Genomic DNA, 25,467 nt, shown 5'->3' on the forward strand with positions numbered 1-25,467 from the left:
AGCCTTTGTATCGCGGTTATAGCTTTAACATGGCGTTTGTTATTTCGTGAAACAGATCTTCCATCCGCACAACCCCGATAAACCTTTCCCCTTCCGTGACCGGCAGGAGACAGGTGGCCTCCTCCAGCATCATGTGAGAAGCCATCAAAATGCTCTCCTCGGCATCAATCGTGACCGTGGCCTCGGACATGAACTCCTTAATTGGCAGGGCAAGCCGCTTTTCGCTTACGGTGTTGAGCAGGTCGTCCCATGATATTGGGATACTCTCCTGGTTGCCTTGACCAAACTTCGGTTCAATTGCCCTTAAGATGTCATTTTGCAAAAGCATGCCCACAAGCTTGTATGCCTCGTTAAAGACCATGATTGTATGGTGTCCTGTTTCATAGGAGACATTGAGCTGTACAATCGCCTCCCTAAGGGTTCCCCAGTAAGGCATGTGAGGATAGTCTGTCAGCGGAATGACTAGATCCCTTACTCCCTTTTCGCGTACCATGTCTCCTCCTGGTCATTACATTCCAGTATCTGGTCTATGGAGAGTCTCCCCTTTGGGGGGGTAAAAGAATCCAGGAGACTGTTGATCTCAGACGGCCCCATAACAATCCCCTCTCGCTCGCCAGCCGGTTTGAAGAAGGCGTATTGGGGATAATAAACATTGGAATAATGATAAGTCCGCTCTTCACAATACAGATCGACAGTCAAACCGGACACGCCGAAGACCCCCTTGGACAGCACATCCGGAATTGCATGGATGGCATCCACGAATCGGTTGAACTCTATCCATGTGTTCACATTTGCAATAGTGGCCATAGGAGGATAGTCTAGACTGGACACGATTTGATGCATAAGCGGATGTAGTCTCCGGGTAATGTCATCCGGAAAGGGAGCGGACGAAGTCCAAAGGAATCTGAAATAGTCACCTGCAAGTTGGTCTCTTATTGGGGAGGGGTCGTGCGTTATGGCCTGCTTTTTCGCCTCAAGGGCATGTTGCAGATCCGGATGAACCTCAAAAATAACAGAGCGTGGGCTTTCCGCGGTCATGACACCTTCAGATTCCGGATTGCCTCTTATCAAAGAGGGATCCAGGCATAGCTTGGCAGGGTGGGGCTCATCAGAGCTGTGAATCCCAAGGAGTCGGTTTGGAATTTCAAGGAAAACTCTGCCCTCTTCTTTGAAGAGCTTAATGCTATTCTTGGCATATTCGTACTCTTTCAAGTAAGGCTCCATGACGCCGGCCAATTTGCCGCAGCATGCGCTAAAGCCCCCCTCTTTTTCGCGATAGATCTTTCCAAATGTTTCGGCCTGGTGGTCGTACCCGGTGTGGCTTCCCATCACATATACCAAGTTCTCGGCGTGATGTGAGGCCGGGACAATAGCCTTGGTGTCCAGTTCGGCTCCCACCTTTCCCCCAACAAAAGGAGATGTCCCGAAAGTGGCGATGAAATAGAGGAGCTTAAGGCCCTGGCTCTCATCCGGACACTCAACCTTTACAGGCATGGTTGTGGCCATATCAAACTTACAATAGCCTGCCACCAGTTCTTTGAGCTTTCCAAAAAATGTGGCCAGGTTGTATTGACGGGCCATCACGGCACGGTTGTCAGGGATTATGCGGGGACGTTTCAAATAGTCCATATAAACCTCCGGTGTGAATTGAAGATTGATTATTGATTATTGAAAAAGCGAGAACTTCTTTTTCAAATCATCAATCGCCAATCGCAAATCAACAATCCTCAAGGTGCCGGCAGAGTAATCGGCATTCCCAGGACTGGCCAGATCACCCACACGCACAGGGCCACTACTGCCATCAGGAGGACGCTTGCCGGAATGCCGTAGGTAAAGAACTCGCCCGTGGTAAATTGCTTTGAATCATACGCAATGGCATTCGGGGCCGCGCCTACCAGCAAGAGAAAAGGCATGCCGGCCGTGACCAGTGATGCAAAGAGGATCACTTCGCCGGATACGCCCAGATAAGGGGCAATCACCAGGGCCACAGGCAGCGAGATAGCAATGGCAGCCACGTTCATGATAAAGTTTGTCATGATCATGACAAAAAAGGCGATGCTCATGATAAATACAAACCCGGGAGATTCCTGGAACATTCCAAGCCAGTTAACGGCCATCCATTTCGCTGCGCCGGTTTCCCATAGGCAAAAACCGATGCTCATGGCCCCGGCAAAGAGCAAGATAATATTCCAGGGGATCTCTTCCAGGTCCTTAATATCGAGAATTTTAGTAATAAAGAACAGGATGGTTGAAATGAGAACAATCGCCGTCTTGTCAATCGCTTTCAGGGCCGGGACAAAGGACCGCAGGCCCATGACCAAGATGACGCCAATGACAATGGAGGCTGCCAGGATTTCTTTGCCGCTGATTTTGCCCAGTTGCTCATTGAGCTTCTTGGCCTTTTCCCTGAGACCGGGAATCGTCTTTTTTTCCGGTTTCAAAAAGACCATGAAAAATGCCCACAGGACAAAGACCATGATCCATCCGGGAAGAAACATATAATAGGTAAGTTGAAAAAAGCTGATATCCTTTCCCATGATGTCGTTATAAAAGCCGATTGCCACGGCGCCGCGCGCAGCGCCCAACAGGGTTACGATGCTCCCTGCGCCGGCCACATAGGCCATGCCTATGAAAAGGCCCTTCCCGAATTTGGTTTTTTTGTCTCCTTCTCCGTACAGGGCATAGATGGCCAAAAGGAGTGGATATATGGTAGCGGCCACTGCCGTGTGGGCCATGACATGGGTCATGGCAGCCGTGACCACAAAGCAGCCGAGGTAGATCATGCTGGTTTTTTCTCCCACAATAGCCAGCATCTTATACGCCAGGCGCTTGGTGAGGCCTGTCTTGGTAAAGACCATGCCGATGACTATTGAGCCAAAGATAAACATCACGGAAGGATCCATGAAATCCTTAAAGGCTGCCTTGGCAGGCCGGATGAGAAAGAGGGCTTGCATCACCCCTATTGTGATACTGGTTACCCCGATCGGCACAACCTCAAAGACCCACCAGGTGCCGGCCAGCAAAAAAACGGCCAGCGCCCCCTTGGCCTCTTTGGACAGAGCAAAGTGCTTTCCCATGGGGTCCACCGCGTCCGGCCACGGCGGGGCAGAATAGACTATGAAAAAGAGGACGATCCCTATTGCTATGAAAAGCAGGCGGTTCCAGTCCAGTCTGGGCTTTTCAGGAGAAAGAACGATTTCATCAGGCATCTCCGGGAGACCTGCCCCGGAGGCAATCGGCTTACTGTTTTCAACCATTATGCGTTTCCTCCTTCACTCTAATACGGTTTTAGTCAGCTCATTAAAAACGTCGCTCATGCGCAAAACACCTGCTATGTTCTCCCCATCCATCACAGGGAGCAGGTTCACGTCCGCCTGAAGCATGACAAAGGCCGCTCTTTCAAGAGAATCATTTGCCTCAACCGTTGCCCGGATCGGTACCATAACCTCACTGACCGGCTTTTCCGCCTCCTCTTTGCACCTGCTAGAAAAGGTGCCTTCCACAAGGGCAGAAAGGCTTGCATAGTCTTTGTCCGTGAGTCCCTCAAAAGGTGACGTTTCATCCCTTCTAAGAAACTTCGGCTCAATGCCCGTGAGAAGGCTTTTCAGTGTCAAAACACCCTGGAGTTGATACTTTTCATCAAATACAAGAACCATCCGGTGCTCTCCCAGACCCGCTGTCTCATCATAAGAACTGTGAATCATGGCGATGGCATCCCGCACGCTCATCCAGTAAGCAATGTGGGGATACTCGGTTATCTCAACCATGAAATCCTTCACCCTTTTAGCACTCTGCATGAAACCCCTCCTCTTGAATCGGTGTTGTTTATTCTGACATGGAAAACCTGGTACTCTGCAGCAAAAGCAATACCACGTCCTGTGCCCATCTCCTGACTATTAAGCAAGGGTCATACCAAGCCGCGAGAATGCCCTCGGTTTGCAATAACATATTGTTATTTAATACTTTTCCCTTTGTGACAGCTTGAAGAAAGCGACAGCGCAGAGATGATCCCGGCAAGTTTTTGCCAAAACAAACAGAAGATTGCCGCTATAGAGGTGAATCTGTTTGACACTCAGGTGGTATTGTGGTTAAGAACACACAAGGAATCAATAATGCAGAGATTTATCATCGGTTCTGATGTGATGCGCTTCATTATCAACTTGGTGCATCAGGTTGCCAAATACGATGTAAATGTGCTACTAACAGGCGAAAGCGGCACAGGCAAGGAGATGCTTGCCCGGATGATCCACCTTGAGAGCTCAAGGGCTGAAAACCCTTTTGTTCCGGTAAACTGCGGCATCCTCTCAGGCCTTCTGTTCGAAGACAAGCTTTTTGGGCACGAAAAGGGATCCTTCACAGGGGCCATTTGCAGGCAGAAGGGCTGCTTTGAGACGGCTGACAAAGGCACTCTGTTTCTCGATGAGGTCTCCGGAGTGCCTTTGGAAAATCAGGTGGATTTTTTGCGGGTCCTGGAAGATCTTCGGTTTTCACGCATTGGGGGAAATGAGCAAATTGAGGCGGATGTTCGGATTATCTCGGCAACGAACAAAGACCTCAGAGACCTGGTCAAAAAGGGGGAGTTTAGAGAGGACCTGTTCTATCGTCTTCATGTCGTGCCAATCTACATACCTCCTTTAAGGGAGAGAAAGAGCGCTATCGCCGAGATGGTGAATTACTTTCTGGATCAATTAAGCGTCAGGTACGAAAAACCGAGACCTGCTGTATCGTCAGAGGCCATGGATGTTTTTTGCCGCTATGATTGGCCCGGAAATGTGAGGGAACTGAGAAACCTCTTGGAAAGGGTTTTTATCCTGAACGTCAAGGATACGATCGGTATAGAGCAACTCCCTTCTGATTTTCTATGGCACTTTAAAGAACCTCCGGCCATGGATCTGGGAGAAGTCAAAAGAAAGGCGGAAACCAAGGCCATCCTGGACGTCTTTGATCGTGTGCAGGGCGACAGGGAACGGGCCGCCCGGATCCTTAATATCAGCCCGCGAACCTTGAGATACAAACTGAATCGATATGGGATCAAGGTGGATTCAAGACGCAACGTTTTGTCATGACCGTACTTTGTGATGGAGTCATCAAGAATGGAAAAATGAAAGTCCATCACATCATCTTGATCTTGTTATTTCTGGGGCTGACCCTCTGCCTTGACATCAACAACTGCCAGGCCGTCTCCAAGGCAGGGGGGAGTTCTGCCGTCCAGGCTTCGGCTGCTGAATCCACTGTGGCCTCCGGGGAGCATGAGGTCCCTTGGTACATTATAAGACTTCCTACCCTCAACCGGGACTTCAACGTCTGGGTCCTTATCGCCATCGGATTTTCCGTAGGGGTCCTGGGCCGGTTTTTTGGCACAGGGGGCATAATTTTTGTGACTCCGGCCTTGAATGTATTCGGCTTTCCAATAGCCACGGCAGTAGGGACCGACCTTGCCCAGATGACCGTTAAGGCCTGCATAAGACTTGCTAAAGGTGGTTGGAGGCAGCAAGTGGAACTCAAACTTGTTGTGCTGATGATCATCGGTATGGTCGCCGGTGTTGAGCTGGGGGCCCGGACGGTGATATGGCTTGCTGCGTTAAGTAAGGCCGGAACGGTTATCCGGATGGTCTATCTTGCCGGGCTTCTCGGGCTGGGCCTGTTCATGTTCATAGAATACAGAAAGATTACAGGCGTTCAACACGATGAGACATTTTCGGGCCAGAGTTGGCTTCCGCCACTTGATGAGGGCGGGACCGCCGTATCGAGGAGGCTCCAGGCCATGAAGCTTCCACCTGTAGTTACTTTGTCGGCATCCGGCGTTCGGGTCTCTTTCTGGATCATTATCGGCATTGCCTTTATTACCGGATGGCTCTTTGGCCTTTTGGGGGTGATGGGCGCCTTCTTGCCTTTGCCGGCCATGATTTATCTTATGGGCCTGGCGGCGGCCATTGCCCTGGGGACCGATCTTTTTTGCACAGCTTTCTCAGGCGGTTACGGAGCCCTCACCTACGCCTTGAAAGGACACGTTGAAATCATTGCCGTCTTATGGATTCTCGTTGGCACCCTTGTCGGCACGCAGACTTGCAGCCGCACTGCCCATTATGTAAAGGGCCCGGGCATTCGTCTTTTGTATGCTGTTACCGCGATCACGGTTGGGTTGTCTGTTCTTCTCAAACAGTTTGGTATGATTGTCCCGGCCCGTGTCGTGTTGCTGGTGGCTATTCTTGCCCCTTGCGGTATTCTTATGGCGAAGATGCTTAAGGGGTATTTGCGGGAAAGGCAAGAGTAGGGGCTAGCACCCTTAGGCGGCTAAGCTGGAACAGAAAAAAATAAAATTACCACGAAAGCACGAGATGACGAAAGCACGAAGAAAGAATTTCCGTAGAGATTTCGTGTTTTCGTGCTTTCGTGGTTAGTTTTGTTTCCCCTTTTTGTTTCCGGTGTTTCCCAGTTAAGGTTTTATGAGGTAGCGTCGTGTTTGGATTGACACGATTAGTCAAGAAAGTTGTAAAAGGAGCGGGTAAGCGAGAGCCCCAGGAAGCGCCGGAAGAACTGCGCTCCATGTTTAAGGCGAGATATTGGAACTTTAAGGCCCTCTTAAACGCCAATAATACGGCGCTCCATATCATGTCCGACATGGAACACGCCCTTCGCGGGAGCCACAGCTTTGGCATGGCCTTTGTTCGCGCTAACTGCACCGCTGTTTCAGTCAATGTGTATAAGATAATTCAGAACATGAACGAGATCTCCTCCAACCGCTATGAGGCCCTTTATGAGGCTTTTGCGGAAATCGAGAACGGCGTCAAACAGATCCTGGAAGAGCGCAAGGAATTCGGACAGGGCGAACTGATCCTGCCTCTTGAGGCCGTAAACAAGGATATGGCCGATCATGTCGGCGGAAAGATGGCGAATTTGGGGGAAATCCTGAATCGGGTCAGCCTTTCGGTGCCGGAAGGCTTTGTTATCACGGCCTCTGCGTATGATCTGTTCCTCAAACACAGTAACCTCCAAGAAGAAATCAACCGGCGGATTCAGCCTCTGGATCTTGAAGATATGGAGATGCTGCACAAGGCAAGCGCTGATATTCAGCAGTTTATTATTCAATCGCAATTGCCGGATGAGCTTGAAGAGGCGATCGTTTCCGCATACAAGGACCTTGAAGAGAAAACAGAAAAAGGCGTAAATGTCTCCTTGCGCAGCAGCGCCATGGGAGAGGATACGGAAAAGGCCTCTTTCGCGGGTCAGTATCGCTCCGAGCTTAATGTGAACCAGGAGTTTTTGGCCTACACATTTAAGGAGATTCTGGCAAGCAAATACACCCCCCAGGCCCTTACGTACCGTTTGAGCATGGGCTTTCGAGATGAAGACATAGCCATGTGTGTGGGCTGCATGGCAATGGTTGGCGCTGTTTCAAGCGGAGTGATGTATTCCCGTGATCCGAGCAATATTCGCAACAACGTGGTTATCATCAACGCGGTCTGGGGCCTTGCCAAATCGGTCGTGGACGGCACCGCATCCCCGGACCTTCTTGTGGTTTCAAAGGGACAACCGGGTGAGATCCTAAAAAAGGAGATTCACAGGAAAGAGCAAAAATTCGTGTGTTTTGCCGAAGAAGGGGTTTGCCGTATGGAGTTGACAGGTGATGAGAGGGACGATCCTTCTATCACTGATGATCAGGCAGTATCCCTCGCCGGGTTGGCTTGTCGTCTTGAAGACCACTATGGATGCCCTCAGGACATTGAGTGGGCCGTTGAGAAGGACGGTGTCATCAGAATACTGCAAAGCCGACCGTTGAGACAGATGGATACAGAAACAAAAGGTGTGGAAGAAGGGCCGGGTTTCAAAATACAGGAGCCCGTTGTCTTGCAAGGTGGTGTGACGGCCAGCCCGGGGGTTGCCTGCGGGCCTGCCTTTCTGGTGGATACCACTGTGGATCTGCTCCAGTTTCCTGCTGGAGCGGTATTGGTAGCGCAGCATTCTTTACCCCAATGGGCCACGCTCTTGAACCGGGCAGCAGCAGTGGTAACGGATCGAGGGGGTGTCACGGGACATCTGGCGACTGTTTCAAGAGAGTTCAGTGTTCCGGCCCTTTTCGACACCCTTGAGGCCACGGGCAAGATTCAACATGGCGATATCATAACGGTTGATGCAGACGGCCGGAAGGTCTATGAAGGAAGGGTCGAATGCCTGCTTGAAGAGGCCTCGGTTGAAAGAGCGAGCCTGATGAAAGGAAGTCCTGTTTACCATATTCTGGAAAAGGCCCTTGAGTATGTTGTGCCCCTGAACCTGATTGATCCGGATGGCGATGATTTCAACCCAAAGGGGTGCCGGACTTATCACGACATTACCCGCTTCTGCCACGAAAAATCCGTAAAGGAGATGTTCAGCTTTGGCAAGGACCACCGTTTTTCAGAGCGAGCCAGTAAGCAACTGGTCTATAAGGTCCCAATGCAGTGGTGGATAATCGACCTTGAGGACGGGTTTAAAGAACCGGTTGAGGGTGACAAGGTTAAACTGGAACAGATCGCGTCCATTCCCATGCTGGCCATCTGGGAGGGGACCATCGCCATACCATGGGAAGGCCCGCCTGCGGTTGACACAAAGGGGTTGTTCTCAGTCATGTTCTCTTCGACCATGGACCCGAGCCTGACTGCCGGGGGTAAATCTCGTTATAGTGAAAAGAACTATTTCATGATTTCCAAACATTTTTGCAACTTGACCTCTCGTTTGGGATATCACTTCTCAACCGTTGAGTCATTTGTGGGTGAGAGGCCCAAAGAGAACTATGTGAGCTTCAATTTTAAGGGGGGGGCCGCTGACTTCAACAGGAGGCTGAGGAGGATCAAATTTATCGGAGCAATCCTGGAGAAATTTGATTTCCGGGTCGAGATCAGTGAAGACGCTATCACTGCGAGGATAGAGGAATATGATCAGGACTTCATGATAGAGCGGCTCAAGGTGCTCGGATATTTGACCATCCATACCAGACAGCTCGATATGATCATGGCCAACGATGCCAGGGTCATTCACTATATGGACAAGATGATAAAGGATATCAATTCCTTTGTTTCGGTGTAATCCGGGATTATCTGAATGGAAGAAAAGGACTACAACAAATTACGGTGGAAGATAATCTTTACAACGCTATGCTTTTCGCTGATCCCTCTTTTTGCCTTGGGGTTCAGCATCTATCATCAGTTCAGTGTCTCTTACACGGCCAAGATCAGGGAAGACCTCAGGACCCTGGCGGAAAACAGGCGAAGCGCCATTGATCTTTTTTTTAGCGAACGTATCTCCCAGCTTACGACGCTGGCCTATACCCATTCTTTTGACCAACTAAAAGAAGAAGGCTATCTGGATAAAGTCTTTAATATCATTCAAACGCGCTCAAAGGCCTTCGTAGACCTCGGGGTGATTGGTCAAGACGGGAACCATGTGGCTTATTCGGGACCTTATGAGTTGAAAGGAGTCAATTATAAGAAAGAGGCGTGGTTTGCTGCGGTCATGTCACGAGGTGTGCATATAAGTGATGTCTTCATGGGGTTTCGAAAGTTTCCGCACTTTGTCATCGCGGTAATGCGCCGCGAAGGAAGCCAGTCTTGGATTCTTCGCGCCACCATCGATACATACATTTTTGACGCCATGGTGAGGGCGGCACAGGTTGGCAAAGCGGGGGACGCTTTTGTTATCAACCGGCATAATATGTTGCAGACCGCCCCCCGGTTTAGCGATGAACTCCTTGGAAAGGCGGATTGCCCTGATTTCTCGGCATCATTCGGCACCTCTGTTGAGGAGATTGAGTGGAATGGCGAGAAGACTCTCTTCGCCACAACCGCGATTGCAGATAATAAATGGCTGCTGGTCATCAAGGAAGATCCCCGGGAAGCGCTGACCCCCCTTCTTAGGGCGAGGTATATGGCAATCTGGATTTTCATTGCCGGCGCCTCGATTATTGTGCTCGGCACTATCCTTGTCGCCCGCGCGACGATAGCCCGCCTGATACAGACCGACCGCGAGAAGGCAGTGTTGAACGCCAGCCTGGTTCAATCGAGCAAGATGGCTGCCTTAGGAAAGTTGGCTGCAGGGATTGCCCACGAGGTGAACAATCCCCTAGCCGTCATCAAAGAAAAAGCAGGCTGGATAATGGATCTTCTTGAAGTGGAAGACATCGCAAAAAGTGTGAATTATAAGGAGGTTAAAGCTGCTATCCGCAAGATTGACCAACATGTCGAACGAGCAAAGAAGGTTACGCACCGCCTATTAGGCTTTGGGCGACGCATGGAACCGGTCCATGAGACTGTAGATATCAATAAGACCCTGAACGAGACCATCGAGTTTTTTGAAAATGAGGCCCATTACCGGAATATTGATGTCAAGACCGACTATCTTGAAAACCTTCCACTAACGACAAGCGACTCTGGCCAACTCCAGCAGGTCTTTCTCAATATCTTTGATAACGCCATCGATGCTATTGGCAAGAACGGTGAGATTGATGTCAAAACGGGTCTTGTTTCTAATGATAACGAGATTGCAATTACGATTTCGGATAGCGGTCCAGGTATTCCCGGAGAGACGCTAGATAGAATCTTTGATCCTTTTTTCACGACGAAAAAAGTTGGAGATGCAACCGGGCTGGGGCTGTCCATAAGCTACGGCATTATAGAGAAACTGGGCGGAAGGATTACAGTGGAAAGCAAGGAGGGACACGGGACCACCTTTACGGTCTATTTGCCAACACGAGAGAGATAGGGAGACAAGGGTATGAATGAGTTTAGTGTTTTGGTTGTCGATGATGAGGATGATTTTCGCGAAACTTTTGTAAAACGGCTTAAGAGGAGAAACCTCGATGTTTCGGGTGTAGAAAGCGGTGAAAAGGCCCTCGAACTTCTGGACGAAAATCCCTTTGATGTTGTTATCCTTGATGTCAAGATGCCGGGCATGGATGGAGTGGATGTCCTGCGGGAAATGAAGAAAAAGAGACCCCTCACGGAGGTTATCATGCTCACCGGCCATGCTTCGGTTGAGTCAGGAATTGAGGGGATGAAGCTTGGGGCATTCGACTACATCATGAAACCGGCAGATATCAATGAGTTGATGGACAAGATGCGGCAAGCATACGAAAGGAAATCCATTCATGAAGAAAAGATTCGCCAGGCCAAGATGAAGGAACTGACGGATTAGCCTGCACGGTTTTCTTAACAACAAGGAGGAACCGGATGGCCAAAAAGGGAAGGCACTCGTACCGAGGCCTGCGCCAGTATATCACGATCATTCTGTTCGTAGCGGCGGCCATACCGATGGCGGTCACCGGCGGAAGCATCTATTACGAATACCGAGCTTCCATCAGAGAGAAGGTGACAACGCAGCTAGAAGGTATAGTGATTTTCCACAAGGAATCGATTGAGCGTTTCCTGGAGGAGATCACTGCTGCCATGATGGTAACAACGCAGCTTAAACCCTTTGATAAGACGGTCCAAAGTGATGTTTTGCAAGAAGTATTTAATAGCCTGCAAAGACAGTACAAACATGCCTTTGGGGATATAGGGGTCATAGACTCAAAAGCGACCCATTTAGCCTACATAGGAGCCTATGATTTGCTTGGCAAGAATTACAGCGATGCCCCCTGGTTTAAAGAGGTGATGGAAAAGAGGGTGTTTGTAAGTGATGTCTTCCTTGGTTTCCGGCGACTTCCGCATCTTATCGTTGCCGTCAGGCAGGGAGATGGGAAAAATAGCTGGATCTTGAGGGCTACGGTGGACGCGGCCAGATTCGGTTCCGTTGTGGAGAATGTCCGGCTTGGACACACCGGACAGGCATTTATCGTGAACAAGGAGGGCTACTATCAGACCAGGCCCAGGACGGGCGGTTATGTTATGGAGAAAAGCGAACCGGGTGATTTGGAACTGAAACCGTTTGATGGCGTCAATTTTTGGGAAGTCCAGGGCAAAAAAGGACAGAAAGTTCTCCGGGCCAAAACCTGGATGAAAGACAACAACTGGCTCTTGGTTGTACAACAGGATGTTGATGAAGCCTTTGCCGAACTCTATACGACGAGAAACGCAGCCATCCTGATGTTTATCCTTGGGGGCATTTTGGTTGCCGTGGTCACTTTTTTTACCACCAGGCTTTTGGTGCGCAAGATAGAAAGGGCTGATGAAGAAAAGAGTGTTCTTGATGAGCAACTTATCCAGTCTCAGAAACTCGCATCCGTTGGTAAGCTTTCTGCCGGAATCGCCCATGAAATAAACAATCCCTTGGCCATAATCGGGGAAGAGGCTGGATGGATGCAGGATCTCTTGAAGCGGGATAGCCTGAAAGGCTTAAGAGAAATGGACGATTTCAAAGATTCGCTGCGAGAAATTGCCCAGCAGGCCGGCCGGTGCAAGGAAATCACGCACAAATTATTAAGCTTTGCACGCAAGATGAAGTCTGTCATTAAAGATGTGAACATAAACGAATTGGTTGAAGACGTCATTGGCATGGTGGGCAGGGATGCAGCGCTTAGCAACATAAAAATCGTCAGAGAGTACAATGCACACTTGCCTCTTATGTACAGCGATCCTTCCCAGTTGCGGCAGGTGTTCTTGAACGTGATCAACAACGCAAGGGACGCTATTGAGGGCGGGGGTGAAATCAAGATTGAAACAGGAATAGGCGAGGGCGATACAATCAGCATCAAAATAAGCGATACGGGCCCCGGCATACCTAAAGCGAACATGGGTAAGATTTTTGACCCGTTTTATACGACAAAACCTCCGGGCAAGGGGACCGGGTTGGGGCTTTCCATCTGTCACGGGATCATTGAAAAATTGGGAGGGGATATTTCTGTCGCCAGTGATGTGGGCAAGGGGACGACTTTCACCATCAATCTCCCCTTAGAACTAAAGAGAGGAGGGATCTAGAAATGCCAAAACCTAGGATATTAATCGTGGATGACGAGGAAAGATTTGTAAAGACCCTGACAAAGCGCTTGACCGAAAGGGGATTAGACGTATTTGGTGTGTACAGCGGAAGGGGGGCAATAGAAGAGGTAAGAAACAACCCTTATGATGTGGTCATCCTGGATGTCAGAATGCCTGGTTTGGACGGCATAGAAACCTTGCGCGAGTTAAAGAAAATCGATCCCGGAATTGAGGTTCTCATGCTTACGGGGCATGCCTCGGTTGATTCGGCAGTGGAGGGAATGAGATTGGGGGCCCACGAGTACCTGATGAAGCCGTGCGATATCGAGGAATTAATGGAGAAGATTGATGCGGCCTATGAATTGAAGCAAACCAGGGACGACAGAATCCGCCAGGCAGAAGCGAGAAGGATAGTTGATAGAAGTCCGGGGTAGAAAGAGAAATGCGCTAAAATGCCTAAAATAAAGAGAACAGTTCGTACTTCAACAGCACGCTTTAAGTCCCGCCTTACCTCTACCTCAACGAGAGCGATGGCCGGCACATCCCTAACTTTGATGTACTCGCAAGAAGTCGAACTCAGTGAATCTGTCATGTTACAGGGTAAGGATTTCTCGCTTTCAGCCGTCGTAGCCGAGGCTACTATGGCGAAGTCGGCTCGCTCGAAATGACCCCGCCGCTGGCGGGGGGTGAGGCATCTTACGAAACCATCAAGGCATTTTTTTCACTTCATCTCAAACTGGTAATCCCCTTCCAGGAAAGCCTTTGCCACAGCCTCCACAGTCGCTTCGCTGGTCATCAGCATATCCATCTGCCGGGTGAATTGAAGCAACCGCCCGACCATGTCCAGCTTTTCTTCAATCACGGGAAGTTCGTATTTTTGAAGACGGGCGTCTATCCTGTCTCCCGTGACTTTCACCGAAAAGTCGAGGCCTTCGAGCATCATGGCGATGGCGCGGGCCCGGCGATTCCTCCGGATATCATCAGCAGCGCCACCCTTAAAGGAAAAGGTAATATAGTTCTTGTGGATAGTCCGGCCGCAATATGAATCGAGCACACCGTAATGGTAGCCCACACGGGAACTGAAATTGAGATACTTGTCCGAAATGATTGCGTAGCTGCGGTCACCAAACCTTTGTCCGGCGCTCGGGGGGGGAGACAACATCTGTTCGGTCATGACTGAAAAAAAACCCTTAAAATCAACAGGGCGCGGTTGGCGTAAACGAAAATCTTCGTGCGTCATCCCCTTTAGGAGTGCCTTGAAAGGAAGAGATGCGATATTGTCCAAAGTCACCTTCTTAGCGTGTTCGGTCACCCCGGCAAGGCCGCCTTCCAGATCGATGACATAGAGGTCAAGAGGAATATTGGCATCTAGCTTTACAGCGCCCCCTCCTCTGACTGAAACAATGTCGCTGATTTGAAACATCTCGGTGTAACAGAACTCGTGTACCAGACGCATGATATCGTGAAGCGACTGGCACGATCGCGGGGCAAAATAGGAAGCCTCGGGATCCAAGAGATGCAAAGGTACGATCAGGTCGGCTGCCCGTCTCAAGGTTTGATACACAGGCGTATCCTTCATGTGAGGCTCCCTGGTAGTCTGTATGGCAAGCAATTCCGGAACCTTGCCCTGATAGACTCTCCCTGAATAGGCATCCACAGTGATTTCCGCACCAGGGGGGATAGAGGTGGTCGCCACCTTGAGATCCAGGATGGAGGGTACGGCAAATTCCCTGGCGAGGGAAGCCATGTGTCCGGTCACACTCCCTGAGTCGGTGACAATAGCCCGGGTCTTCTGCATAATAATCGCGAATTTCGGTGTCGAATGCTCAGCCACAAGGACCGCACCATCCGGAAAGGCCATAAGGTCTTCTTCTGAACGCACATGAAAGGCCGGACCGAATCCCACACCCGGGAAGGCCACAGCCCCGCCTTCTACCAGCAAAGGATACCCGGTCAACCTGGGGATGGTCTCTTTAAGACCGTTTTTCTCGGGACTTTCCACACGGAGTGGCCGGGTTTGCAACACAATGAGACGTCCATTGCTGTCAAGGGCCCATTCGATATCCTGTGGGCACTGGTAGTGCTCTTCCAGTTTCACGGCATAACCTGCAAGGGTGCGCACCTGCTCCGGCGATAGGCACGGCTTATCCTGTTTGTCCGCGGCCACGCCTATTTCTACGAGACCACCGTCCGGGTTACTGACCAACTGAACCGGTTTGTTGGAGGCTTTTGTCTCAACAATACTCAGCTCGTTATCCTTTGACACTGTATAGGTATCCGGGGTGATCACGCCATCCACGGCATAAGGACCCAGTCCCCACACGGCAGTGATCATGACATCATCTTCCAGGATATTGAATGGGTGCCTGGAATACATCACCCCGCTGGCCACGGATTCCACCATTTGAATGCAGGCCACGCTCATGGCAGTGTCCTCATCCCGAATCCCCTTATTGAGGCGATAAGATATGGCCCTGGGGGTATAGAGGCTGGCAACAATGTACTTGTACGTCTGGATAAGTTTGTCGGAAGGCACATTCAATGATGACAGGTATTGGCCGGCATAAGACAGCTCGCTGTCCTCTCCGATAGCGCTACTCCTCATCGATACACGTAGATCCCATAATCCCTCCTGTTGGGTCGCCTCTACCATCTGACCATAGGCCGACAGAATGGCCTGCTCCAGTTCAGCGGGGACCCGGGCCATGATTATCAACCTCTGGATTTCCTCACTCATACTGTTTACTGTTTCCGGCCTGTCCGGATCCATCTCCATTTTTTTCCTATTGATCTCATCGACAAGGTCGTTATAGGCAAGGAAGGAATCAAAGGCGTGGGTCGTGATGGCGAATCCTTCGGGTATGGGAAGTCTCACGCGATTGTACACCTCGCCCAGGTTTGCGTTCTTGCCCCCTACCCAATCCACCATCTCCCTGGTCACCCCGGAATAGGGCAAAACGGATTCAGTCGCGGGGATTTCCTTCTTTCTGACCAACTCCTCTTTTATCTTTTCATTGAGCTGTTCCAGGATGTCATATAGTGAAACATACTTGTTGTTTGAAAGATTATTCAGGCATTTGACCATACGAAAGGTGTGAAATACAGCGCGGGTCGATTTGGCACGCACATAGGACATACCAAAAACCTCCCTGCCCTGCAGCTTTTCCTCCATGTCTGTGATAATGTTTAAAACTTCAGTATTAGATGCCAACAGCTCCTTAAACCAGGAATACTTTACTCTAAAGAGGCGGGATATGTCTTCTTTTGAGGGGACGGGCTTCCGAGATTTCCGTCTAAATATGTTGAATTTTTTTAACACGTTCATCATGGTTCTGCCTGCCCTTAAGGATGTACGCGTTTGTTCATGGCAAAAAGAACTGCATGAGTTGACTGGATAGAGAGAGATAGCAAAAACGGCTCGACAATAAACTTTATTTATTTTAAACATACAATGTAAGTTGTGTCAAAAGACGATTAAGGAGTGTTTAGTAATCGTGTTCGATCCCGCTCCTACAGTTTTGGATATTTTGGCATTTCATATTTGGATTTGTTCCGGATTTGCGGCTCGCGCCTTGAAAACAGTACGTGCTTCGTATTTCCGGTTTATCCGGGTTAGGTATTTTTAAGTGAAGAAAAAGATAACCTGCATTCTATGTTTTATTACGGCTGTGATCCTTGTTGTCCTTGCTCACAACTACATCACCGGACGGCCATCACAGAATATCTCGTATAGTGAATTGAAGAAGCTCCTGAAGGAAAAAAACGCAGACCGGCTGGCCATATACAAGGATCGTATCGAGGGAGAATTGACCGGCGATGGTATCAAGTCTCTGGCCATGATGAGAGGTCTTGAGCTGGATAATAGATCGATTGAAAGCATGCAGAAAGAGCATACTTTTGCAACCAATCGCGTTGAAGACCCCCAATTGGTGGATGAGTTGGATCGGCTGGGGGTTTATTACCAATCCAGGTCAGGTCATGCCTGGATTATGACTGTTGTTTCCTGGATTGCTCCTGCCAGTATACTCCTCGTGGCGGGATTTATCTTTTTTAGAAAAATAGGCTTCGGATCGGGCAAGAGCAGCCTCTTTCTCGAGAAGAAATCCAACGTTACTTTCCCTTATGTGGCAGGGCTGGCTGTGGCAGAAGAGGAACTGAAGGAAGTTATAGGATTCTTGAAAAACCCGGCCCGCTTTCAGAACCTTGGGGGCAGAATCCCCAAGGGTATTCTTTTGGTGGGTCCGCCGGGTTCTGGCAAGACGCTGCTGGCCCAGGCGGTTGCCGGAGAGGCCAATGTGCCTTTTTTCAGTATCAGCGGTTCGGCCTTTGTCGAGATGTTTGCCGGAGTCGGTGCGGCCAGGGTGAGAAACCTCTTTGCCCGGGCGGAAAAGAAGGCCCCCTGCATTATTTTTATTGACGAGATAGACGCTGTTGGCAAGGCAAGAGGCGGTAGCGGTATTCCCGGCGCAGAAGAGCATGAACAGACCCTGACCCAGTTACTCACTGAAATGGATGGGTTTGATCCCCAGAAAGGGGTCATTATGCTTGGAGCAACCAATCGTCCCGAGATCCTGGACCAGGCCTTGCTCAGGCCGGGCAGGTTTGACCGGCACATTGTGGTGGACCGGCCGGATTTGAACGGTCGGGAGCAGATATTTAGAATTCATGCCAGAGATGTAAGACTGGGCAGAGATGTGGACTTCAGAAAGCTGGGCGCCAGCACACCGGGGATGGTGGGGGCAGAGATAGCAAATGTCGTCAACGAAGCGGCTCTGTTGGCGGCACGAAGGAATAAAGAGGCCGTTGAAATGTCTGACTTTGAAGAAGGGATTGAGCGTGTGGCCACCGGGTTGGAAAAGACGAACAAGTTGATCAATGCCAGAGAAAAGGAAATCGTGGCCTATCACGAGACAGGACATGCTATTGTATCCTTGTCATTGCCACGTGCGGATCCGGTTCATAAGATCTCCATCATTCCCAGAGGAATATCTGCTCTCGGATACACTGTCCACTTGCCTACAGAAGACCGCTACCTCCTGACAGAGTCGGAACTATCGGATAAAATAGCCGTTCTGTTGGGAGGCAGGGCATCAGAAGAGATCATTTTCGGAGAAGTCTCAACGGCCTCACAGAGGGATTTGGAAGAAGCGACGGAGATTGCCAGAAGTATGGTTCAGACCTACGGGATGAGCGATAAACTGGGGCCCCTTACCTTCGAGAAAGGACGGCCGCTTTTTTTGGACACGAAGTACAGTCCGCTCAAGGAATATAGCGAACACACGGCCAGGCAAGTTGATGAAGAGGTTCACAAAATAATAGCCCAGGCGTACCAAAGGGCCAGAGGAATACTTGTGGAACGACGTTCTGATGTGGAAAGGGTGGCCAGGGTCTTGATGGAAAAAGAGGTTATGGAGGGAAGCGAATTAAAAGGACTTCTTATGAAAACGAGCTAAACCCATGTTGCCTCCGGAAACAGATACGAGTTCGAATACCTTAAAGACACTCAATGTGGCCATTGTCGGCGGCGGGGTCCGTTGCAAAGCCCTTTTGGAGATGGCTTTTAGACATAAGTTGAAGAGATTCCGGATGAATGTGCTGGGTGTAGCGGATCCCAATACTCGGGCGCCGGGACTTGTATTTGCGCGGAGACACAGCATTTTTACGACTAAAGACTATCATGATTTTTATGAATTGAAGTCTCTTGACCTGATCATAGAAGTGACCGGCAAAAAAGGAGTGCGTGATGGGATAGTCCACTCCAAACCGAGACATATCCGCATCATGGATCACGATGCTGCCAACCTCTTCTGGGACTTCTTGCAACTGGAAGATGAGCAGGCCATTTATGAAAGGGACACCATAGAGAAAGTCAGGAAGGAGTTTTCACAACATACCAGGGAGCTTTCGGTTTTGAACAGTATCATCCATACCGTAAACCAATCCTTGGACGTTAACGGTATTGGCAGAGAAACTCTGAAACAGGTGCGATGCTGGTTAGACATGGATATGGCATGGATCCATATCAGAGATCCTAAAAGAAATAAGTGGGAATCATTTGGAGATCAGGATGCAACCGGAGGGGTTCCGGAGGGTTTTTTTGCTGAAATCCAGCCGGAATATTTCTTGCCGAGGGGAGTCGACAAAAAGGGCCCGGTTGTAATGAACAGGACCTCGAGGTTACCCATTTCACTGGAAAGGCATGGTATGCAATCTGTCGTAAATCTTCCTCTGTACTCCGGAGAGGAACTCGTTGGGGTTGTGTGCCTGGCCAGCCGGAGGCCAAGAGACTTCCTGGACAGGGAAATTCAAGTCCTGCAGTCCATCAGCGAAGAGATTGCCATTGGCGTTGCTAAGGCTACGCTTTTCGATACAGTATGCCAGGACAAGAGAGAATGGGAGTCTACCTTTGATGCCATTACCGCCCACATTTTCATAGTCGATTCCAGGTTTCGCATCCTTAAGGCCAATAAGGCATTCCTGGCCGATTACGGTCTGGATAACGCGGAGCAGCGAAAGTGCTATGAGGTTGTTTGCCAAGGGAAAGAACCATGCCAAGAATGTGCAGTGCAGGAGGTGTTTCGCCTGAAAGCAACTGTTGCTCTTGAAAGAGAGCATCCGGTGCTGGGAGGTTTTTTCCGATACAATTACTTTCCAGCCTTTACTCCCGAAGGTGAGGTCTCTTCCGTGACTATTTATGAAGAGGACATAACCGACATCAAGAGGGCGGAAGATAAGATAATAGATTTCCAGAAGAGACTCATCAAATCGGAAAGCATAGCCGCCATGGGAAGGTTGGCTGCCTCGATCGCTCATGAGATTCGAAACCCGCTGGGCGCGCTGTCCAATTCCATTAGCCTGCTTCGCAAAAGCATCACTCTGGCCGGGCCGCTGCAGGAACTCATGGAGATCATGGCCGAGGAAGTTGGACGACTGAACAACATTGTTCATGACTTCCTGACATACAGCCGTCCCAAGAAGCTCCAGTATGCGAAGATAGATATCAATAAACTGTTATCCGAGACAGTTACCTTGTTGACCAAGGACAAGGAGTTGATGGGGGAGTGTCAGATTCAGTGTCTTCTTGAAGACGCCCCCCCGGTGAAGGTGGATGGGCGTCAGATCAGAACGGCCGTTCAAAACCTCCTCATCAATGCATTGCAGGCCTCAAGGGGGAAGGGATTGATAACGGTTACCACCGAAAAAGCGGTGCAAAATCATCAGCGCCTTTTCAAGATCGGCATTCACGACACTGGAAAGGGAATATGTCAAGATAATTCAAAGAAGATTTTTGAACCATTCTTTTCTACCAGGGCAAAGGGGTTAGGCCTGGGCCTGGCCATAGCCAGAACGATCGTGGAGGGACATGGGGGAGATATTGAGGTCAGAAGTGAAGAAGGCGTAGGTACGTCGGTTTTTGTAGAGTTGCCTTTAGAAAGGTAAACCAATGGCCCGGATACTCATTGTGGATGACGAGAAGGGGGTGCGCAGAAGCATAGCGATCGCCTTTCAGTTCAGCGGCCATCAGGTTGACGAGGCCGCTACCGGAGAAGAGGCCCTGCAACTTGTCCAGAAAGACATCTTTGATCTCGTTATTACCGACCTGGTCATGGAAGATATTGATGGGTTGGAGTTGATTAAGAAGATCAAGACACTGTGTCCTACCTCATCCATCATCATGATGACTGCCTATGGCTCTATCGACAGCGCTGTTAGGGCTATCAAACTTGGAGCCAGTGACTATATTACCAAGCCCTTTACGGACGACCAGATTATCCTGACCGCGGACAAGGCCCTGGAACGTCAGAAACTGGAATCGACCATACGGGTTTTACAAAGTGTTTTAGTTGATAAGTACGACTTCAAGAATATTATTACTGTAAATCGCGAGCTACAGGAGGTGTTGCGAAAAGTCTATCTGGTTGCCTCTCAAAACATCACGGTGCTGCTGGTCGGAGAAAGTGGAACGGGCAAGGAGCTGATTGCAGCTTCCCTGCACCGCATGAGCTACCGGAAAGGGGGCGCTTTTGTTGCCTTGAATTGCGGCGCTTTTCCGGAGACTCTCTTGGAAAGCGAACTGTTCGGACATACCCGCGGCGCCTTTACAGGGGCAACCAGTCACAAAAAGGGGTTGGTTGAAGAGGCTGATGGCGGTACTATATTTTTGGATGAAATCGGGGATGCCCCTCTATCCTTTCAGGTAAAAATACTGCGTTTTTTGGAAAATGGGGAATTTAGAAGGCTCGGAGAGACCATTACCCGAAGGGCTGATCTGAGAATTGTTGCCGCCACACATAAAGATCTTGAACACGAGATTCAGTCCGGTCACTTTCGCAACGACCTATTCTTTCGCCTTAATGCCTGCCGGTTTGATTTGCCGCCTTTGCGTGCCAGAAGGGAAGACATACCTCTTCTGGTACGACACTTCTTGAAAGCCTGTTCATCAGAGATGAATAAGCATGTAGAGATGATACATCCCCGCGTATATGATATCTTTTCAGGGTATTCCTGGCCAGGAAACATCAGGGAATTGCAAAACACCATCCGTTACGCCGTGGCCATTACGGCCAAGAACTGCATCGATATTGAAGATCTCCCCGGTAGCTTTCAGATGCTTATTCGTGAAGAGACAAAACCGATCTACTCATTAGAGCAGCCGGCGAGCCTCTACGATCTTGAAAGAAGTTATATTCTTTCTGTCCTGGAAACAACCGGATGGAATAAGAAAAAGGCCTGTGAGATTCTTCAGATATCCAGGGCCACACTGCATCGCCGGTTGAAAGAATATAAGCTGGGCCAGAACCAGAACCCGAGAGGCGCCTCTTCCGCCATCCCTTCAAACGTCTCAAATTGATACTAACTTTCATTCTTCCCTGTCTCATTTTGAGACTGAGACAGGGAAATACCGCAGTCAACATAAAATAATGTGCTGCAATATCGGCATGTTAGTTTTAGATATGTATTGTGGCACGAGTCTTGATATGATGTAAGTCAAAGGCGGTGGCTAAGATAGCATGAGAATACTGGTTGTGGACGATGATAAGAATTTTAGACATTCACTAGTATTATATCTGACCTCAAATGTATGGAAGGTGGATGAGGCGGCTGATGGCGTTGAAGGCTGGCTAAAATTGAAAAACAATTCCTACGACGCGGTCATTACTGATATTGAGATGCCGGGCATGGATGGATTTGCCCTGAGAAAGAGGGCCAGGCAACAAAAGCTCGAAACAAAGTTTATTTATATGTCTGCCTATCCCTCTTCATCAACAAAACTCAAGAGTACCCCATTCTTGATCAAACCATTTGTCCTGGAGATGTTACACAACCTATTAGAAAAGATCGTTCTTGAACCAAATATAAAATCGCGAAGCGGTTTTATACCTTGAAAGGGGGTGAAGGTAATGTCAACGGATGTTCTTATTTTGGTCGCTGTAGGGGCAGTAGTTCTTGCCGCTTTTGGGACTTACATGGTAAAGACACTAAAGAGAAGAAAATAGACTTTTTCGGGCGGCTGTTGTGAATTGTGATTCAGCGGTGGATCGAGGTGACCACGCGTTTACCTTGATCCACGCTGAATCTGATGGTTTCCTGTAGCTTGTAAAGAGTTTCCTTCCATCATTGCTTTTCAGAACTCGCAGCAAAGCGAATAGACACCAACTACAGTTCTGGGAGATACCTATGAGATGGGGACCGTATATGAAAATCTTGGTTTATGTCGATGCCTCCATGCACTCTTTGCATGCAGTGGAGACTGCCGCCAAAATAGCCAAAGATGTACACGCATCAGTGACGATCCTGGCAATAGGCCTCCGCTATACTTCTGGCAAATCATATACTGACAAGCTGGAGGAGGAATCAACCATTGCCCTTAGGAAAGCAGAAGATATAATGAAAAAAGGCGCGGTAAGTCCAAGAACCATGCTGTTAAGAGATGTGACACTTTTGAATGCTAAGGATGAGATTGTGGATATTATCAAGGAAGATGGTTTTGACCTGGTCATCATCGGAAGCATGGCTTTGACAGGCTTAAAGAAGCTGATGTTTGGCGGTATAGACGTTGCATTGGTAGACGCTGTCCCTTGCTCAGTATTGGCGGTGAGGACGCCACTGGAAGATTAGCTCCGGGGGAAGGCTTCACAAATTCGGGCCGGCTGGAAGATATTGTGCTAGAAATGAAGTCAGCCCGGCTTATTAGGCTAAAAGATCGAGTCGAAAGTGATAGTTGGAATAGTGGGGCGGAGAACGGAGTTGACAAGTTCAGGCCTGAAGGTGGCCTCATGCTCGACATTGCCTGCCAGGGCAAACCGTTTGGCGTTGAATACGTGAAGGGGAATCCTGTGATCCACGTAACGCCTGCTTATGGCGCTTTTGCCGGCCCGCAGGAAGACGAAGCGCTGGCTCACATTGTCAACCGCCCTCCGCACCACGGTGTCGTAAAAGAATTCGCGTTCCTTTTCCGTGTCCTTGACCTCTACCAGGCCGCCCACTGTCGCGAATTCTTCCGCAATTTCCTCGAGCCTCGGGTTGTCGTTTTCCAACCCGACCTCATATGGAACCACGGTTTTGAAACCCGCCCCCCTGAAGGTGCTGTAATACCTTTCCCATAAGGTGGAGTCGGGGATGTCAGCGGCCGCGAAGCCGTCGTCAGCAAGATGGTTTCGAATCATGGAATAGAACTCACGGCTGAACAGGCGGGATAAGTCAAAGTTGGTGGGGTTCGGGAAATCGCAGTAAACCCCGTCGAATATTTCCCTGCACCGGCTGAGCCAGGCAAAGGCGTCCGCCTGTATGAGTTTGACCCGCCTGTCCGACATGGAATCGCGATTCATGCGAACAAGCAGGGGAAATTCCCTGGCCAGCCGCAGTATAACGGGGTCAATGTCTACCACGGTAATGCTCTCGACCTCGTCGTACTTGAGCAATTCCCGGACAACCAGTCCGTCGCCTGCCCCGAGCACCAGCACCCGCCGCGGCGGTTTGTCAAACTGTATTGGGATATGCACGAAGAACTCGTGGTATATCTCTTCGAAATTGGAGAAAAACTGGTACTGATGTTCCATGAAAAGCCAGATATCCCCAGGAAAATTCGGCTCGGCCCTGAACTTGTCCGTGTATGTCTTAAGTATTGAACCCAAAAATGGGTTGTCCGGCCGCCGCACAAAGTGGATGCACTGGTAGGGTGAACGAAAGGTTATGATATCGTCCATGTCGTCAAAAGGGCTAAGGAGTGAGCTGATATTGGTGATTTTGTCATCGTAGTAGAATTTCTTGAGAAAATACTGTTCGGTCCGGCCGACCATGGACAAGAGGGCGATGAGGAGTGCGATGATCACCCCTGCCTTCGCGGCTTGGCGGGTCCTGGCCTGGCACGGTTTGGAAGTCACGAGAAGGAGACAGGCGAAAACGTTCAGAAGCGCTGACAGGTAGGAGATCGAAAATAATCCCAGCCGCGGCAACAGAACCAGGGGGAAGAGTACGGCACCCAAAAGCGAACCAAAATAGTCCACGCCCAGAACCACATTAACGGCCCTTGCCGGGTTCGTGTCCGGCAGGGTCTGTATTTCCACCTTGCGCATGGCGATGAGCAGCGGCACTTCGTACCCCGACAGGATCCCGATGGCCACAATGATCAAGTGGCTGAGCACGAAAAAGGAGACTGCTAGAACCGGCTCGCCTGTGGGGCCCTGGAAAAAAAGGGAGGTATTGACGGCATAGCGCTGCACCGCGGCGAGCATGTGCATAATAATCACGGACAGGCCGCCGATGAGGCTTAACAGTATCTCGATGCGGATGAGCCTCTGGGCTGAACCTTTCTCTGAGTGGCCGCAAAGCAAGGCGCCCACGCCGAGCGAGGCTAGATACACACCGATGGTTATACTGTAGCGCAGGACCGTGTTGCCCATGATGGCCGACAAGGTCTGGGCCAAGAGCAGTTCGTACACAATGCTGCAATACGCTACGATCAGCGTAATGAAATAAGTTGTGGTGGCCTCAAAACGCTCTTTTGACTTGGGCATGCGAAATCAGCTCCAACGTTTCCCTGAATTTTTACTCACCGCAGAGACGCAAAGAGCGCAGCGCAAAAATCCTTGGCCTGTACTCTGTGGCATGAAATGTGCTGTAAGCGATGGTGTGCGTCATAAATATTGACCCGCGCATCTACACGACGCAAAGGCGCCCAACAACTCATCCAAAATCTATGGAGGTGGGCAAATTGACCCGGTCCGCCGCAGGTGTTCACTGTATTCTTGAACTGAACGGCTGTCCATATGAATTGCTTGACGACGAAGGTTTCGTCAGGGTAGCGGTTGAGCACGCTTCGGAAAAGGCTCTGTCCACGCTTCTCAATTTACACAGCCATAAATTTAGCCCGCAGGGCGTCACCGCCGTGGGGCTACTGGCGGAATCCCATCTTGCCATACATACCTGGCCGGAAATGAATTATGCCGCGATTGATATCTTTACCTGCGGAGTGTCCGCGGACCCGCGCAAGGCCTGCCATTTTCTCGTCGGCCACTTCAAGGCCAAATGTCATTCCATAATTGTCCTGGAGCGTGGCGGCTAGGTTAATGTGTACCCT

At 49.9% G+C, this 25,467-nt stretch carries 19 protein-coding genes; 13 read left to right on the top strand and 6 right to left on the bottom strand.

The window, feature by feature from the left end; translation table 11 throughout:
* Positions 1 to 16 precede the first annotated feature (16 nt).
* The 4 genes from JW883_16010 to JW883_16025 all read right to left on the bottom strand — a co-directional run bounded on the left by JW883_16010 (position 17) and on the right by JW883_16025 (position 3,797).
* Positions 17 to 493 (bottom strand): CBS domain-containing protein, encoded by a 477-nt coding sequence (locus JW883_16010; GenBank protein MBN1843770.1) that lies wholly within the window; start codon positions 491 to 493, stop codon positions 17 to 19.
* Positions 472 to 1,629 carry a hypothetical protein gene (locus tag JW883_16015; GenBank protein MBN1843771.1) on the bottom strand — a complete coding sequence of 386 codons (1,158 nt, stop codon included), beginning with the start codon at positions 1,627 to 1,629 and terminating at the stop codon, positions 472 to 474. The genes JW883_16010 and JW883_16015 overlap by 22 nt, the downstream gene beginning before the upstream one ends.
* Before the next feature lie 98 nt (positions 1,630 to 1,727).
* Positions 1,728 to 3,257: an SLC13/DASS family transporter gene (locus tag JW883_16020; protein ID MBN1843772.1), complete on the bottom strand. Its 1,530-nt coding sequence runs from the start codon at positions 3,255 to 3,257 to the stop codon at positions 1,728 to 1,730.
* Positions 3,258 to 3,272: 15 nt separating this feature from the next.
* Entirely contained in the window at positions 3,273 to 3,797 is a 525-nt protein-coding gene (locus JW883_16025; GenBank protein ID MBN1843773.1) for a CBS domain-containing protein, read from the bottom strand.
* A gap of 315 nt (positions 3,798 to 4,112) precedes the next feature.
* Between JW883_16025 and JW883_16030 the strand changes: the two genes are divergently transcribed.
* The 7 genes from JW883_16030 to JW883_16060 all read left to right on the top strand — a co-directional run bounded on the left by JW883_16030 (position 4,113) and on the right by JW883_16060 (position 13,321).
* Positions 4,113 to 5,066: a sigma-54-dependent Fis family transcriptional regulator gene (locus JW883_16030; GenBank protein ID MBN1843774.1), complete on the top strand. Its 954-nt coding sequence runs from the start codon at positions 4,113 to 4,115 to the stop codon at positions 5,064 to 5,066.
* Positions 5,067 to 5,101: 35 nt separating this feature from the next.
* Complete coding sequence (locus tag JW883_16035; GenBank protein ID MBN1843775.1) at positions 5,102 to 6,274, top strand: sulfite exporter TauE/SafE family protein; 1,173 nt, start codon at positions 5,102 to 5,104, stop codon at positions 6,272 to 6,274.
* A 185-nt stretch (positions 6,275 to 6,459) separates the two neighbouring features.
* Complete coding sequence (locus tag JW883_16040; protein ID MBN1843776.1) at positions 6,460 to 9,063, top strand: pyruvate, water dikinase; 2,604 nt, start codon at positions 6,460 to 6,462, stop codon at positions 9,061 to 9,063.
* 15 nt (positions 9,064 to 9,078) lie between these two features.
* A complete protein-coding gene (locus JW883_16045) occupies positions 9,079 to 10,734 on the top strand; it encodes a GHKL domain-containing protein (protein MBN1843777.1) in 1,656 nt (551 codons plus the stop codon).
* A 12-nt stretch (positions 10,735 to 10,746) separates the two neighbouring features.
* Complete coding sequence (locus JW883_16050) at positions 10,747 to 11,166, top strand: response regulator (protein ID MBN1843778.1); 420 nt, start codon at positions 10,747 to 10,749, stop codon at positions 11,164 to 11,166.
* Between the two features lie 35 nt (positions 11,167 to 11,201).
* Positions 11,202 to 12,887, top strand: a complete 1,686-nt coding sequence (locus JW883_16055; protein ID MBN1843779.1) for a two-component sensor histidine kinase — start codon at positions 11,202 to 11,204, stop codon at positions 12,885 to 12,887.
* Positions 12,888 to 12,889: 2 nt separating this feature from the next.
* The gene (locus tag JW883_16060; GenBank protein ID MBN1843780.1) at positions 12,890 to 13,321 is read left to right on the top strand and encodes a response regulator; all 432 of its coding nucleotides are present in this window, start codon (positions 12,890 to 12,892) and stop codon (positions 13,319 to 13,321) included.
* Between the two features lie 287 nt (positions 13,322 to 13,608).
* Here the strand turns inward: JW883_16060 and JW883_16065 are convergent, their stop codons facing one another.
* The gene (locus JW883_16065; protein MBN1843781.1) at positions 13,609 to 16,215 is read right to left on the bottom strand and encodes a phosphoenolpyruvate synthase; all 2,607 of its coding nucleotides are present in this window, start codon (positions 16,213 to 16,215) and stop codon (positions 13,609 to 13,611) included.
* 298 nt (positions 16,216 to 16,513) lie between these two features.
* Here JW883_16065 and ftsH point away from each other — a divergent pair, with 298 nt between their 5' ends.
* From ftsH to JW883_16090, 5 genes are all read left to right on the top strand, one after another.
* On the top strand, positions 16,514 to 18,340 hold the full coding sequence (gene ftsH, locus JW883_16070; protein ID MBN1843782.1) for an ATP-dependent zinc metalloprotease FtsH: 1,827 nt from the start codon (positions 16,514 to 16,516) through the stop codon (positions 18,338 to 18,340).
* A gap of 4 nt (positions 18,341 to 18,344) precedes the next feature.
* On the top strand, positions 18,345 to 20,327 hold the full coding sequence (locus JW883_16075; GenBank protein MBN1843783.1) for a GAF domain-containing protein: 1,983 nt from the start codon (positions 18,345 to 18,347) through the stop codon (positions 20,325 to 20,327).
* Positions 20,328 to 20,331: 4 nt separating this feature from the next.
* The gene (locus JW883_16080) at positions 20,332 to 21,738 is read left to right on the top strand and encodes a sigma-54-dependent Fis family transcriptional regulator (protein ID MBN1843784.1); all 1,407 of its coding nucleotides are present in this window, start codon (positions 20,332 to 20,334) and stop codon (positions 21,736 to 21,738) included.
* 160 nt (positions 21,739 to 21,898) lie between these two features.
* Positions 21,899 to 22,273, top strand: a complete 375-nt coding sequence (locus JW883_16085) for a response regulator (protein MBN1843785.1) — start codon at positions 21,899 to 21,901, stop codon at positions 22,271 to 22,273.
* 310 nt (positions 22,274 to 22,583) lie between these two features.
* Entirely contained in the window at positions 22,584 to 23,006 is a 423-nt protein-coding gene (locus JW883_16090) for a universal stress protein (GenBank protein MBN1843786.1), read from the top strand.
* Between the two features lie 77 nt (positions 23,007 to 23,083).
* Here the strand turns inward: JW883_16090 and JW883_16095 are convergent, their stop codons facing one another.
* Positions 23,084 to 24,904, bottom strand: coding sequence for a hypothetical protein (locus JW883_16095; GenBank protein MBN1843787.1), 1,821 nt, complete (start codon positions 24,902 to 24,904; stop codon positions 23,084 to 23,086).
* Between the two features lie 182 nt (positions 24,905 to 25,086).
* On the opposite strand from JW883_16095, the gene speD reads away from it, so the two are divergent.
* Positions 25,087 to 25,452, top strand: coding sequence for an adenosylmethionine decarboxylase (speD, locus tag JW883_16100; GenBank protein ID MBN1843788.1), 366 nt, complete (start codon positions 25,087 to 25,089; stop codon positions 25,450 to 25,452).
* The last annotated feature ends 15 nt before the right edge of the window (positions 25,453 to 25,467 follow it).

It is taken from the genome of Deltaproteobacteria bacterium, assembly GCA_016930875.1.
GTDB lineage: Bacteria > Desulfobacterota > Desulfobacteria > Desulfobacterales.